The organism is Campylobacter sp. BCW_6877 (assembly GCF_001762445.1).
GTDB lineage: Bacteria > Campylobacterota > Campylobacteria > Campylobacterales > Campylobacteraceae > Campylobacter_D > Campylobacter_D jejuni.
In genome coordinates this window covers 1-13,611 of the sequence record NZ_MJWW01000036.1, presented here as the reverse complement: position 1 = coordinate 13,611, position 13,611 = coordinate 1, and the positions used below count along the sequence as shown (strand labels likewise).

Annotated in this window: 14 protein-coding genes and 1 pseudogene; 10 read left to right on the top strand and 5 right to left on the bottom strand. The window is 29.7% G+C overall.

The features are described from left to right. Positions 1–34: 34 nt before the first annotated feature. The 8 genes from AJ936_RS04625 to rimP are packed head-to-tail and all read left to right on the top strand — an operon-like array spanning position 35 to position 7,271. Complete coding sequence (locus AJ936_RS04625) at positions 35–1,408, top strand: M23 family metallopeptidase (RefSeq protein WP_070274124.1); 1,374 nt, start codon at positions 35–37, stop codon at positions 1,406–1,408. Next, positions 1,408–2,292, top strand: coding sequence for a UDP-3-O-acyl-N-acetylglucosamine deacetylase (lpxC, locus tag AJ936_RS04620; RefSeq protein WP_070274123.1), 885 nt, complete (start codon positions 1,408–1,410; stop codon positions 2,290–2,292). The genes AJ936_RS04625 and lpxC overlap by 1 nt, the downstream gene beginning before the upstream one ends. Positions 2,293–2,330: 38 nt before the next feature. Next, the gene (locus tag AJ936_RS04615) at positions 2,331–2,732 is read left to right on the top strand and encodes a tRNA (adenosine(37)-N6)-threonylcarbamoyltransferase complex dimerization subunit type 1 TsaB (RefSeq protein WP_002851789.1); all 402 of its coding nucleotides are present in this window, start codon (positions 2,331–2,333) and stop codon (positions 2,730–2,732) included. Positions 2,733–2,740: 8 nt separating this feature from the next. Continuing rightward, positions 2,741–3,619: a homoserine kinase gene (gene thrB, locus AJ936_RS04610; RefSeq protein ID WP_002857455.1), complete on the top strand. Its 879-nt coding sequence runs from the start codon at positions 2,741–2,743 to the stop codon at positions 3,617–3,619. Between the two features lie 24 nt (positions 3,620–3,643). Beyond that, on the top strand, positions 3,644–3,901 hold the full coding sequence (locus AJ936_RS04605) for a DUF448 domain-containing protein (protein WP_002870410.1): 258 nt from the start codon (positions 3,644–3,646) through the stop codon (positions 3,899–3,901). Next, positions 3,888–6,500 carry a translation initiation factor IF-2 gene (infB, locus tag AJ936_RS04600; RefSeq protein WP_002860958.1) on the top strand — a complete coding sequence of 871 codons (2,613 nt, stop codon included), beginning with the start codon at positions 3,888–3,890 and terminating at the stop codon, positions 6,498–6,500. The genes AJ936_RS04605 and infB overlap by 14 nt, the downstream gene beginning before the upstream one ends. Next, positions 6,497–6,859: a 30S ribosome-binding factor RbfA gene (rbfA, locus tag AJ936_RS04595; protein WP_002860959.1), complete on the top strand. Its 363-nt coding sequence runs from the start codon at positions 6,497–6,499 to the stop codon at positions 6,857–6,859. The genes infB and rbfA overlap by 4 nt, the downstream gene beginning before the upstream one ends. Further along, positions 6,849–7,271, top strand: a complete 423-nt coding sequence (gene rimP / locus AJ936_RS04590; protein ID WP_002860960.1) for a ribosome maturation factor RimP — start codon at positions 6,849–6,851, stop codon at positions 7,269–7,271. Before rbfA ends, rimP begins: the two co-directional genes overlap by 11 nt. 9 nt (positions 7,272–7,280) lie before the next feature. On the opposite strand, the gene AJ936_RS04585 is transcribed toward rimP, so the two are convergent. Both AJ936_RS04585 and AJ936_RS04580 read right to left on the bottom strand, forming a co-directional pair. Next, entirely contained in the window at positions 7,281–8,267 is a 987-nt protein-coding gene (locus AJ936_RS04585; RefSeq protein ID WP_002860961.1) for a hypothetical protein, read from the bottom strand. Continuing rightward, positions 8,254–9,219: a DNA cytosine methyltransferase gene (locus AJ936_RS04580; protein ID WP_002860962.1), complete on the bottom strand. Its 966-nt coding sequence runs from the start codon at positions 9,217–9,219 to the stop codon at positions 8,254–8,256. Before AJ936_RS04580 ends, AJ936_RS04585 begins: the two co-directional genes overlap by 14 nt. Before the next feature lie 78 nt (positions 9,220–9,297). On the opposite strand from AJ936_RS04580, the pseudogene AJ936_RS04575 reads away from it, so the two are divergent. Then, a pseudogene (locus AJ936_RS04575) lies at positions 9,298–9,750 on the top strand (5-methylcytosine restriction system specificity protein McrC); the annotation flags it as partial. Here the strand turns inward: AJ936_RS04575 and AJ936_RS04570 are convergent. The 3 genes from AJ936_RS04570 to AJ936_RS04560 are packed head-to-tail and all read right to left on the bottom strand — an operon-like array spanning position 9,739 to position 12,277. Further along, entirely contained in the window at positions 9,739–10,542 is an 804-nt protein-coding gene (locus tag AJ936_RS04570) for a metal ABC transporter permease (RefSeq protein WP_002870414.1), read from the bottom strand. The pseudogene AJ936_RS04575 and the gene AJ936_RS04570 sit on opposite strands and share 12 nt — an antisense overlap. After that, complete coding sequence (locus tag AJ936_RS04565; RefSeq protein WP_070261563.1) at positions 10,535–11,389, bottom strand: ABC transporter ATP-binding protein; 855 nt, start codon at positions 11,387–11,389, stop codon at positions 10,535–10,537. The genes AJ936_RS04570 and AJ936_RS04565 overlap by 8 nt, the downstream gene beginning before the upstream one ends. A gap of 12 nt (positions 11,390–11,401) precedes the next feature. After that, positions 11,402–12,277 (bottom strand): metal ABC transporter solute-binding protein, Zn/Mn family, encoded by an 876-nt coding sequence (locus AJ936_RS04560; protein ID WP_070274122.1) that lies wholly within the window; start codon positions 12,275–12,277, stop codon positions 11,402–11,404. A gap of 236 nt (positions 12,278–12,513) precedes the next feature. On the opposite strand from AJ936_RS04560, the gene AJ936_RS04555 reads away from it, so the two are divergent. Further along, positions 12,514–13,611 (top strand): cache domain-containing protein (locus tag AJ936_RS04555; protein ID WP_214283848.1); only part of this gene is annotated, 1,098 nt, incomplete at its 3' end.

Below are 13,611 nucleotides of genomic sequence, written 5' to 3'. Positions count from 1 at the left end.
ACAACAAAAACATTGAAAATTTTTAAGGAAGGTTATGGCAAAAAGAAAAGGCAAAACTTATTTATCTGTTTTAATTTTAGTTTTAATAGCAATTTTGATTTTTTTTATTTCAAGATTAAGTATTTTTGAAAAAAATCCTCCTCAAATTTTAATGCCAGATGTTGTATATACTGATCTTAAAAAACCTATTTTAGTGCATATTAAAGATGATGAAAGTTCTATCAAAAATGTACAAATTATATTGCATAAAGACGACAATACTAGTGCAATGGTTATAGCAGATGAAAAGATTTCTAATTTAAAAGATATTACCTTACAAGTTGCTTTGCCAAAATTTGGTTACAAAGAAAATGTAAAATCTTTTGTTTTGGAGGTGATAGCTAAAGATTCTAGTTTTTGGAATTTTTTTAGTGGCAATGAAGCAAGAAAACAAATTGCGGTATTAGTAGATAATACGGCTCCAAAAATCAATATCATAAGCAATTCTTACCAAATCGAGCAAGGCGGTGCTGGGGCAGTTGTTTTTAAGGCCGATGATGCTAATTTAGATAAGGTGTATATAGAAACAAATAAAGGTAAAATCTTTAAAGTTACACCTTATGTAAAAGAAGGGTATTATGCGGCTTTGATTGCTTGGGATGCAAGGGATGAGGAATTTCGCGCATTTGTTATCGCTACGGATAAAGCGGGAAATATTTCAAAAGAACGTATAAGGTATTATTTTGTTAATCGTAAATATCGTGTTTCAAATATCAATCTAACGGATAAATTTTTAGATGGAAAGATTGAGAATTTAGCCAATCAATACGCTCCAAAAGATAATAATCTCAATCGTTATGAAAAATTTAAGTTTGTCAATGAAACTTTAAGAAATAGCAATGAAGAACTTATCCATGAAATCACTTCAAAAGTACCTGAGGAAAAAATTGATAATTTTGATTTGAATTTATTTTTACCTCTTAAAAATGGTATGAAAGTAGCGGATTTTGCTGATCATAGGTATTATTCTTATAATGAGCAATTTGTGAGTGATTCTTATCATATGGGGCTTGATCTAGCAAGCGTAGCACAAGCTCCTATCATAAGTAATAACGCGGGCAAGGTTGTTTTTGCTGCTGAAAATGGGATTTACGGTTTAAATTTAATTGTTTATCATGGTTTTGGTGTTTATAGTCTTTACGGGCACTGTTCTTCTAAAAATGTTGATTTAGATGAAATGATTAATAAACAAAGTATTATAGGCAAAACAGGAACAAGTGGTTTGGCCTTAGGCGATCATTTGCATTTTGGAGTTTTGGTTCAAGGAGTTGAAACGCGTCCTGAACAATGGCAAGATAGAAAATGGATAGAAAATAATATTTATAATGTTTTAAATGATGGTAAAAAGATAATTTTAGGAAAAAATTAATGAAACAATTAACTTTAGCAAAAACTGTCAAAGGCTTAGGTATAGGACTTCATAAGGGTGAACCCGTAGAAATTACTTTAGAGCCTTTAGAAGCAAATAGTGGTATAGTATTTTTTAGAAGCGATCTTAATGCAAGTTATAAGGCAAGTCCTGAAAATGTGATAAATACTCAAATGGCAACTGTTTTAGGAGATGATCGTGGATTTATTTCTACAATAGAGCATTTAATGAGTGCGATTAATGCTTATGGAATCGATAATGTACGCATAGTTTTAAATGCAAATGAAGCTCCTGTTATGGATGGATCAAGTATTAGTTTTTGTATGATGCTTGATGAAGCAGGGGTAAAAGAACTTAATGCGCCTAAAAAAATTATGGTAATTAAAAAGCCTATAGAAGTAAGAGATGGTAATAAATTTGTGCGTTTAACTCCTACTAAAGAACCCCGTATTAACTATACGATTAAATTTGACAATGCTGTTATAGGTGAACAAAGTTACAATTTTGAATTCAGCAAAAAAAATTATATAGAAAACATAGCAAGAGCTAGAACTTTTGGTTTTTTAAAAGATGTTCAAGCCCTTAGGAGTATGAATTTAGCACTAGGTGGAAGTTTAGAAAATACTATAGTGGTAGATGAAAATCGTATTTTAAATCCTGAGGGTTTGCGTTTCAAAGATGAGTTTGTAAGACATAAAATTTTAGATGCAATTGGAGATTTAACCTTACTTGGATATCGTGTTTTTGGAGATTATACTTCATATGCTGGGAGTCATCATTTAAATCATTTGCTCACTAAAGAAGTTTTAAAAGATAAAGATGCTTATGAAATTGTAAGCCTTGAAAAAACAACCCAAAAAGCTTATGAAAAGGTATTTGCATAAAAACCTCTCTTTTGCTTAATGCTTTATCTAAGCCTTTGATGATCGGAATTTATCAAGATGATAAACTTATAAAAACTTATAAAAGTGAAGAAAAAGCAAGCGAATTTTTACCAAAAATTTTAGATGAATTGCTTAAAGAATATGATTTTACAAGTTTAATCTATGCTAATGGTCCAGGTTCTTATATGGGGATTAAAATTTCTTATGTAAGTTTGAGTACTTTAAGTATAGTAAAAAATATTCCTTTATTTGCGGTGAGTGCTTTTGAATTAAATGGCTATAAACCCATAAGTGCAAATAAAAATTTTTGTTTTGTATATAAAGAAGGTGAAATTTGTTTAGAGCAAAATATCCCAGCAGAGTTTTTTTTACCAAAAAATTTACAAGAGCTTAAACTAAATAATGATAATCTTCCCTTTTATTTTTTAGATGCAATTTAGGATGAAATTTGAAAATTTTAGTTCCCGCTACGAGTGCGAATTTAGGGCCAGGTTTTGATTGTTTAGGACTTAGTTTAAAGCTTTTTAATGAAACTCAAATCCAAAAATCAGGTGTTTTTAGCATTAGTATTGGAGGTGAGGGCAGTGATAATATTTTTCTTAAAAAAAACAATATATTTGTAAATATTTTTTATGAAATTTATGAAAAACTAAGCGGAAAAAAAGATAATTTTCGTTTTATTTTTCAAAATAACATTCCTCTTTCAAGAGGGTTAGGAAGCTCTTCAGCTGTGATTGTTGGAGCTATTGCCAGTGCTTATTATATGAGTGGATTTAAGGTAGAAAAAGAACGTATTTTAGATGAAGCTTTAATTTATGAAAACCATCCAGATAATATCGCTCCAGCTACTCTTGGTGGTTTTGTGTGTTCTTTGGTTGAAAAAAATAAAGTTTATAGCATCAAAAAAGAGATTGATAAAGATTTAGCTGCTGTGGTTGTGATCCCAAATTTGGCAATGAGCACGGAACAATCACGCCAAGCTTTGGCCAAAAATTTAAGTTTTAATGATGCGGTTTTCAATCTTTCTCATGCTTCATTTTTAACCGCTTGTTTTTTGGAGAAAAAATATGAATTTTTAAAATTTGCAAGTCAAGATAAGCTCCATGAAATCAATCGTATGAAAAACTTACCCGAGCTTTTTGAAGTGCAAAAATTTGCCTTAGAAAATAAAGCTTTAATGAGTACGCTTTCAGGTTCGGGATCGAGCTTTTTTTCTTTAGCTTTTAAAGATGATGCTTTAGCTTTGGCAAAGAAAATGCAAACAAAATTTAAAGATTTTCGTGTGCAATATTTAGAATTTGATGATAATGGCTTTGAAATTTGCTAAAAAATATAAAAAAAAGATATAATTTTGAAAAAACATATACCAATTAGAATGTGCATAGTGTGTAAAAACCGCTTTGAGCAAAATATGTTATTTAGATTTAAAGTTGTTTTAGGAGATATTGTGCCTAAAGCAGAACATGGAAGAAGCGGATATTTATGTCAAAATTGTATTGAGAAAGAAGATAAAATCTTACAAAAAGCATTTTCTAAAATATGTAAAAATTTAAATACTAAAATTACTCAGCAAGGACTTAAGGAGATATTTTTAAATGGCAAAGATTAGAATTCATGAAATCGCAAAAGAATTAGGTTATGATAGTAAGGAAATTATTGAAAAGGCAAATGAATTAGGACTTGGAATTAAAACAGCATCAAATGCTGTAGAACCTGAGATCGCAGCAGCTATTTATGAGTATATACAAACAAGAGAAATTCCAGAAGCTTTTAAGAAAAATATCAAAACTTCTACGGCAAAAAAGCCTAAAAAAGAAAATATAAAAGAACAAGAAAAGCTAAATGAATCTGAAAAAAAAGAACCTAAAAAAGAAGAAAAGCTTAAACAAGAAGTTAAAAAAGAAGAATTAAAAGTTGAAAAAGAAAATGCAAAAGAAGAAAAACAAGAAATTATTGATGCTCATAAGCCACAAAGCCTTGCTAGTGCAACTTTAGCCAAAAGACGCGGACTTGTTATTGTTAAAAAGAAAAAAGACGAAGAAGAAATTCAAGTTAAAAAAGAAGAAGTAAAAAATTCAAATGATATATCTATCAATAATGAAGAGCGCTTAAGTTTAAAAACCATGTTTTCAAATGCTGATGAGAGTTTGAAGAAAAAGAAAAAAGAAAAAAAATCTTTTGTCGCGAGTAAAAAAGAAAGTACCGAAAAAATGAATTTTTTAGATGAACATGATTTTGGTGATATTTCTTTAGATGATGAAGATGAGGTAGTGTTACCTGATTTTAGTGTAAAAGAACAAGAAAAACCACAAAATATCAATAAAAAACAACCTAATTTTATAAGACAAGCTGTTGGAAATTCTGCGGGTTTTGGACTTGAAGGTGGAATTCAAAGAAGAAGTCGTAAAAAACCACCCAAAAAGATTGAAAAAAAGGAAGTAGAAGAAGTAAGTAGCGTTGCTATTTCTAAAGAAATTCGTGTGTATGAATTCGCTGATAAGATAGGAAGAAGCACTAGTGAAGTGATTTCAAAACTTTTCATGCTTGGAATGATGACAACAAAAAATGATTTCTTAGATGAAGATGCGATTGAAATTTTGGCTGCTGAATTTGGTATAGAGATCAATATCATTAACGAGGCTGATGAGTTTGATTATGTAAAAGACTATGAAGAAGAGACTGATGAAAAAGATTTAGTGACTAGAGCACCTGTGATCACTATCATGGGGCATGTTGATCATGGTAAAACTTCTTTGCTAGATTATATTAGAAAATCACGCGTTGCAAGTGGTGAAGCAGGGGGTATTACTCAGCATGTGGGTGCTTATATGGTAGAAAAAAATGGGCGTAAAATTACTTTTATTGATACTCCAGGTCACGAAGCTTTTACTGCTATGCGTGCAAGGGGTGCAAGTATCACTGATATTGTAATCATCGTTGTAGCCGCAGATGATGGGGTAAAACCACAAACCAAAGAAGCGATAAATCATGCTAAGGCAGCAGGTGTGCCTATTATTATTGCTATTAACAAAATGGATAAAGAAGCAGCAAATCCTGATATGGTAAAAACTCAACTCGCAGAAATGGAAATCATGCCAGTAGAATGGGGTGGATCTTATGAATTTGTAGGGGTTTCGGCTAAAACAGGAATGGGGATTGAAGATTTGCTTGAGATCGTGCTTTTACAAGCTGATATTTTAGAACTTAAAGCCAATCCAAAAAGTTTTGCTAAAGCAAGTATTATAGAAAGTTCTGTGCAAAAAGGGCGTGGTGCGGTAGCTACTATCATCGTGCAAAATGGAACACTTACTGTAGGAAGTACTGTGGTTGCAGGCGAGGCTTATGGAAAAGTGCGTGCGATGAGTGATGATCAAGGTAAAGCCTTAAAAGAAATCAAACCAGGCGAATGTGGGGTTATCGTAGGGCTTAGCGAAGTAGCAGATGCGGGTGAAATTTTAATCGCAGTAAAAACCGATAAAGAAGCAAGAGAATACGCTAATAAACGCCACGAATACAATCGCCAAAAAGAACTTAGTAAATCTACTAAAGTTAGCATTGATGAGCTTGGAGCTAAGATCAAAGAAGGTAATCTAAAAGCCTTGCCTGTTATTTTAAAAGCTGATGTACAAGGATCTTTAGAAGCCTTAAAAGCAAGTTTAGAAAAACTTAGAAATGATGAGATTAAAGTGAATATCATCCATAGCGGAGTAGGTGGAATCACACAAAGTGATATAGAGCTTGCAAGTGCGAGTGAAAACTCTATAGTGCTAGGTTTTAACATACGCCCAACAGGAGAAGTTAAAGAGCGCGCTAAAGATAAAGGTGTAGAAATTAAAACTTATAATGTGATTTATAATCTTTTAGATGATGTAAAAGCCTTGCTTGGTGGTATGATGAGTCCGATTATTTCTGAAGAGCAATTAGGACAAGCAGAGATTAGACAAGTGATCAATGTACCAAAAATCGGACAAATCGCAGGCTGTATGGTAACCGAAGGGGTGATTAACCGTGGAGCTAAAATTCGTCTTATCCGTGATGGAGTTGTGGTTTATGAAGGCAATGTAAGTTCACTCAAACGCTTTAAAGATGATGCTAAAGAAGTGGCAAAAGGCTATGAGTGTGGCGTAGGTATAGAAGGGTGTGATGATATGAGAGTGGGTGATTATATAGAAAGCTATAAAGAAGTAGAGGAACAAGCAAGTCTATGAACCCAAGTGAGATTAAAAAGCTACGCACTGAAAGCATCTTAAAAGAGCTGATCCCTGAAGCTTTAGCAAATTTGGATGATGAAAATTTGAAAAATCTTTGTGTGGTTGATGTGGAATGTAAAAAGGGTAGATACGATGCTTTTGTGTATCTTGATAAAATGTTTTTTAATGTTCATGAGCAAGAAAAAATTTTATCTTCTTTAAAAAAGGCAAGTAGAGCTTTGCAAAATTACTGCATGAGTGAGCAGGGCTGGTATAGGTGTCCGAATTTTCACTTTAAATTTGATGATAGGCTTGAGTATCAAAACCATATGGATGGACTTTTTGAAAAAATAAAAAAGGATAAAAATGAATCTTGAAGCCCTTTGCAAAGAAGCAGGACTTAGTTTTTATGATGATGAGCTAGTAAGTGAAAATGGCAGAAAAATTTATAGAATTTATGTGCAAAAAGAAGGCGGGGTAAATCTTGATGATTGTGCAAGGCTTAGTGAAATTTTATCGCCTATTTTTGATGTAGAACCACCTGTAAATGGAGAATATTTTTTAGAAGTATCTTCACCAGGACTTGAAAGAAAGCTTAGTAAGATAGAACATTTTGCTAAAAGTATAGGTGAACTTGTGAAGATCACAGCCAATGAAAAAGAAAAATTCGAAGCAAAAATCATTGCTGTAGATGATGAAAATATCACTTTAGAAAATTTAGAAAATAAAGAAAAAACTACTATAAATTTTAATGATATAAAAAAAGCTAGAACCTTTGTGGAGTGGTAAAGTTAAAAATTATAATGTTTCTAGCAATTCTAATGTAAGTTGCGATGAACCAAATACCCCATCTATATTTTGTAGAAATTTGTTTTGTTCATATATTTCATCTGATACAATTAAATATACTCCATAATTACGAATAGTTTTAGCTTTTTCTTCTCCTAAATCTAGTCCTAAAGTTATTTCAATCATAACATTTATCTTGCTCATTTGGCTTGTTTTTATAAATTGTTTATATCTTTCTCTTAAAGTTCTTTTTGCTCCTATTCCATATGATTTTCCATTAAAATTAAAGAAGAAATCAAATTCTGTAGAGCTATCGTTTTCATCATGCTTTTTGGTTATTGTTTCCTGATTTATTCCTATAGATTGTAATTTTTGTAGTATTCTATTTTCATAATTATTACCACTATAACTTATGATAGATTGATTAATACTTTCATTGAAAATAAGCATAAAAATTTGATTTGGTTCTAAACCATGTTTTCTTAATTCTTGAGAAAGTTGACAAATGCTTAAAAAATATTCTTTATTTATATTATCATGAAAGAATTGATTATTGTCTATATGATTAAAAAATGTTAATGCCAATAAAGCTCCATTAACTCTAGTTGAATATGGATTATATATTGTTATTTTATCATATTCTAAAGATAATGGATCTAATTTTGATAATAACTCAATATTGCTCATTTGTTTTATTTTAGCTAATTCTAGTAAGAAATTTTTAATTGAGTAAATTTTTAAAGCAAATATAAATACATTAAAATCTATAATATTTCTAATTTCGTAAATAATTTGTTCTAAATAACTCCACTGGTTTATACCGTTTTTAGTATTTAAATTAATATATTGTTTTAGTTCATATAAAGAATTTTTATTTTTTGATATGTGAGATAAAATGTTTATTATCTGTATATCTGAAAAATTAATTTTAACTAGATATTTCATAAAAAAGTAAAATTTTAAATTAATATCAAATTTTTCATCATTTATTGACATTATATAACTCCCTGTGAATTAATTTAGCAATATTTTCAATTACAGGAATAGCTACACTATTACCAAATTGTTTATAGCTTTGATTATCGCTTGTTGTTATTTTAAAACTATTAGGAAAGCCTTGTAATCTAGCAGCTTCTCTTGGAGTAAGCTTTCTTGGATTTTTATTTTTTTGTTCAATTAATATTTCAGAACCATCTTTATAATATCTAGCGCTAATAGTGCTAGTATAATCTGAATTATGATTAAATAGAGAATAACCAAATCCATTACCTTTTTTTTTGTGTTCTAATTTTCTACGTTGATGACCAGCCCATAATTTATCTGAGATAGTATATTTTTCATCTACATTTTTTTCTAAAATGTCTCCTAGCTTGGATTTTATTTCGATATTTTTTAACTCATTAAAGTTAAATGATATATTTTTAAATTTATTTTTTAAAAAAGCTACAATATATATTCTTTCTCTATTTTGTGGTATTCCAAAATTTCTAGCATTTAATACTTCTGAAAAAACATCATAGCCCATATCTTCTAAAGTATTTTTTACAACAGAAAAAGTCTTTCCTTTGTCATGATTTTTGAAGCCTTTAACATTTTCCAAAAAAACAATTTCTGGCTTGTGTTTTTTGACTATGCGTGCAACATCAAAAAATAATGTTCCTCTAATATCATTAAAGCCTTTCCTATGCCCAGCAATAGAAAAAGCTTGACATGGAAATCCTGCTAATAATATATTGTGTTTTGGAATATTATTTTCATTTATTTGTGTTATATCTCCATGTGGTAGCTCATTAAAATTGCAAAAATATGTTTGACAAGCAAATTTATCTATCTCTGAAGAAAAAACAAATTCTAATTTTTCTTGAAATATATTTTTAAAGCCTATACGTATTCCGCCAATTCCGGCAAATAAATCAATAGCTTTTAATTTTTTTGTGTTATTAACCATATTATCCTTGTATGTTTACAATAATAATTAAGGTGTATATTATACTATGTTAAAACTAAAAAAAGATTAATTAAGATATCAATTGCTTTGCTTTTTCCTATGGAGAAAATTTTTGAAGATTATGTAGCTTATATGCTAAAAAAAGTAAATCCAACTCAAGATATTAAAGTTCAAAACAATGGAAAGTATTTAATCTCAAAAAATGATGAAAATTGTTTCATGTTAAAGCCTGATTTATATATAGAAAATAAAACGATCCTAGATACCAAATGGAAAATTCCAAATGATAGTGAAGATGATAAAAAACAGGGTATAGAACAAAGCGATTTGTATCAAATGTTTGCTTATGCTTGCAAATTTAAAATTTATGATATTAAACTTGTGTATCCTTTATGTGAAAAAACTCAAGATTTACAAAGAAAAATCGCAGAAAAATTTTTTGTTTTTAAGGCAAGTGAACATTTGTATTTTAAAGAACAAGGGCAAAAAGATATAAAAGTGCAAGTGTGTTTTGCACCTTTACCTTTTTAAAAATTTGCCTATCAAATGCACTAAAAAACTAAAACAAGCTACAGCTATGATGCAAGCACCGCTTGAGAGATTAAGATAATAGCTAAGTATAAGTCCTAAAACACAAAAAATCATACTTAAAAAACTTGCCAAAATCATGATAAAGCCAAGTCTTTTAGTGAAATTTTCAGCAATAAAGCTTGGGATACTAAGTAAAGCCATAACCAAAATAAGCCCTACAAGGCGTATAGAAATAACTATACAAAAAGCCATAAGGGCGATTAAAAGATAATGAAAAAAACTTGTATTGATACCACGAACTTTTGCAAATTCCGCATCAAAGCTTAATGCTTCAAATTGTCTATAAAATAAAAAGATCAAAAGTACCACCACGCTATCAACCAAAGCCATAAGCCATAAATCTTGCGTTCCTACAGCCAAAATGCTCCCAAAAAGATAAGCCATTAAATCTGTGTTATAACTAGGGCTTAAATCGATTAAAATAATCCCAACAGCCATTCCAAAAGCCCAGATTACAGCGATAATACTATCGCTTCTGTGTTCATAGTGTTTAGCTAAAAAAGCTACTAAAAAAGCCAAAAATAAAGTAAATATTCCCGTGCTTAATAAAATAGGTAAAGAGAAATAAAAAGCTATACCTATACCACCAAAAGCCCCATGTGTTATACCTCCAGCCATAGAAAAAAGGCGATTTATCATCACCAAAGTACCTATGATCCCACAAGCTATACTAACTAAAATCGCTCCTAGTAAAGCGTTTTGAAAAAAGGTGAAATTTAAAATTTCAAGCATTATTTTCCTTTGAAAATTTTAAACAAAAATTTTCTTTTTTAAATTCTGTTTTTTTCAAATTTCTTCTTGTAAATTCTTGTTCGCATAGTTTTTTACTATCGCAATTTTCTTCATCGCAAAAACAAGTATTTAAACTCATTTCTACATCACAAAAATGAGAGTGGTTTTCGTATAAATGTTTTAAAAATGAACTTTTTTCTTTTTCTTTAGTGTTGGTATGCAAGAAAAGTTCTTTGTTTAAATGTGCAATTTTATCGCTATAAGCTAATACAAGGTTGATATCGTGACAAATGAGTAAAATTCCCATGCCTTTTTGGTGCAAAGAGCTTAGAAGTTCAAAAATTTGTATAGCAGACTTGTTATCAACGCTTGCGGTAGGTTCATCTAAAATAAGCATTTTGCATTCACTAGCTAAGGCTCTTGCGATAAAAACACGTTGTCTTTGTCCTCCGCTTAGAGAATCAATGGTTTTGTTCCAAAATTTTTCCATTCCTACGCTTCTTAAAGCTTGCATAGCTTTTTCTTTATCTTTTTTCCCATAAAAACCAAAAATTTTTTTACTTACAAGTCCCATAAGAACGATTTCAAGTACTCTTGGACAAAAATTAGGATTGGCTAGAGTGTGTTGAGGAACATAGCCTATTTCTTTTCTTTGAAGAGCTTTGAAATGGATTTTATTTTTGGATTTTAAAAGTCCTAAGATAAGTTTTACGAGTGTTGATTTTCCTGCACCATTTGGACCTATGATAGAGAGAAAATCTTTATTGTCGTAGCTAAGATTGATGTTTTTTAAGATGATTTCATTATCATAAGCGTAGTTTAGATTAGAAATTTCAAAAAAAAGCATCAAAAAGCCTGATTATAAATTATGAGAAAAAGCATCAGCAGTTTTTAAAAGCTCATTTTCCCAATCATAAGATAAATGATCTATTTTGTAAATTTTTGCATCACATTCTTTAGCAAGTGTTTTTGCTGCATTTTCAGGGAAACCATTTTGAACAAAAATGACTTTTAAATTTTTATCTTTCATTAGAGTGATAAGTTTTTGCAAATCTTTGCTTTTTGGTTCTTTGCCTAAAATTTCTACAGGAATTTGCGTAAGATGATAGCGTTTTGCAAAGTATGTCCAAGAAGGATGATAAACTACAAATTCTCTATTTTTTAATTTTTCTAATTTTGAGGCAATTTGTAAATTTAAACTATCTAATTCTGCTAAAAATTTATCTAAATTTTGTTTATATAAATTTTTATTTTGTGGATATTTTTGAATCAAGGCGTCATAAATATTTAAAGCCATAGTTTGGACTAAAATAGGATCTAACCAAGTATGAGGATCAAAATGCTCATGTTCATGAGAGTGTTCGTGAGTGTCATGAGTTTGAATTAAAGCTATGTTTTTTTGCATATTTACAACTTGAAGTTTTGGAAAATTTTGTTTAAATTTATCCGTAAAAACTTTTTCAAATTCTAAGCCTATGGTGAAATAAATATCACTTTTTTCAAGTTTTTTCATAGTGCTTGGTTTAAATTCAAAATTATGCTCATTGCTATTTGAGGGCAAAATAACATTGACATCTAGAGTATTTGCAGCTATTTTTTTAACAAAAAATGCTTGAGGTGCTATACTGACACTAACTAAATTGCTGTTGTTATTTTGATCTTGTTCGAAGTTTTTAGCTTGTGTGAAAGTATAAAATATCCCTAAAGATAAGATAAATAATATAATTTTTTTCAAAATATTTCCTTCGATATAAATTTTTCTAAATTATAACGATATTAAGCTTAATACATAGAATTTTCGAAGCGATATTACTTTAAATAAAAATAATAAATATAAATTAATTTAATATTTATTAAATTAATTTTTTATAACTTTTAAATTTAAGTAAAAATTTAAATTTTTTAATTTATAATTATAAAACTTTATGTAGATATCCCTATAAAATAATATTAGAAAGGAGCGCTTAAATTATGAAAAGCGTAAAATTGAAGGTTTCACTGATTGCAAATTTAATCGCAGTAGTGTGTTTGATAATTTTAGGTGTTGTAACATTTATATTTGTAAAGCAAGCAATTTTTCATGAAGTTGTGAATGCTGAAATAAATTATGTTAAAACGGCTAAAAATTCTATGGAGTCTTTTAAGGCAAGAAATTCTTTAACTCTTGAAAGTTTGGCTAAAAGTATTTTAAAGCATCCTGTAGAACAGTTAGATAGTCAAGATGCTTTAATGCATTATGTTGGAAAAGATTTAAAGAATTTTAGAGATGCTGGAAGATTCTTAGCAGTTTATATTGCTCAACCAAATGGCGAACTTGTTGTAAGCGATCCAGACTCTGATGCTAAAAATTTAGATTTTGGAACTTATGGAAAAGCTGATAATTATGATGCTAGAACAAGAGAATATTATATAGAAGCAGTTAAAACAAATAAACTTTATATTACCCCATCTTATATTGATGTAACTACAAATTTACCTTGCTTTACATATTCTATTCCACTTTATAAAGATGGTAAATTTATAGGAGTTTTGGCCGTAGATGTTCTTGCAGCAGATTTGCAAGCTGAATTTGAAAATTTACCAGGTAGAACTTTTGTATTTGATGAAGAAAATAAAGTATTTGTTTCTACAGACAAAGCTCTTTTACAACAAGGTTATGATATTAGTGCAATTGCAAATCTTGCAAAAACCAAGAAAGATTTTGAACCTTTTGAGTATACTAGACCAAAAGATAATAGTGAAAGATTTGCTGTGTGTGCAAAAGTTTCTGGAATTTATACTGCTTGCGTTGGAGAGCCAATAGAACAAATAGAAGCTCCAGTTTATAAAATTGCATTTATACAAACTGCGATTGTTATTTTTACAAGTATTATTAGCGTCATCCTCCTTTATTTCATCGTATCAAAATACCTCTCTCCACTTGCAGCTATCCAAACAGGTTTAACTTCATTCTTTGACTTCATCAATCATAAAACAAAAAATGTTTCTACTATAGAAGTAAAAAGTAATGATGAATTTGGACAAATCTCAAGTGCTATCAACGAAAACATCCTTGCTACTAAAAAAGGT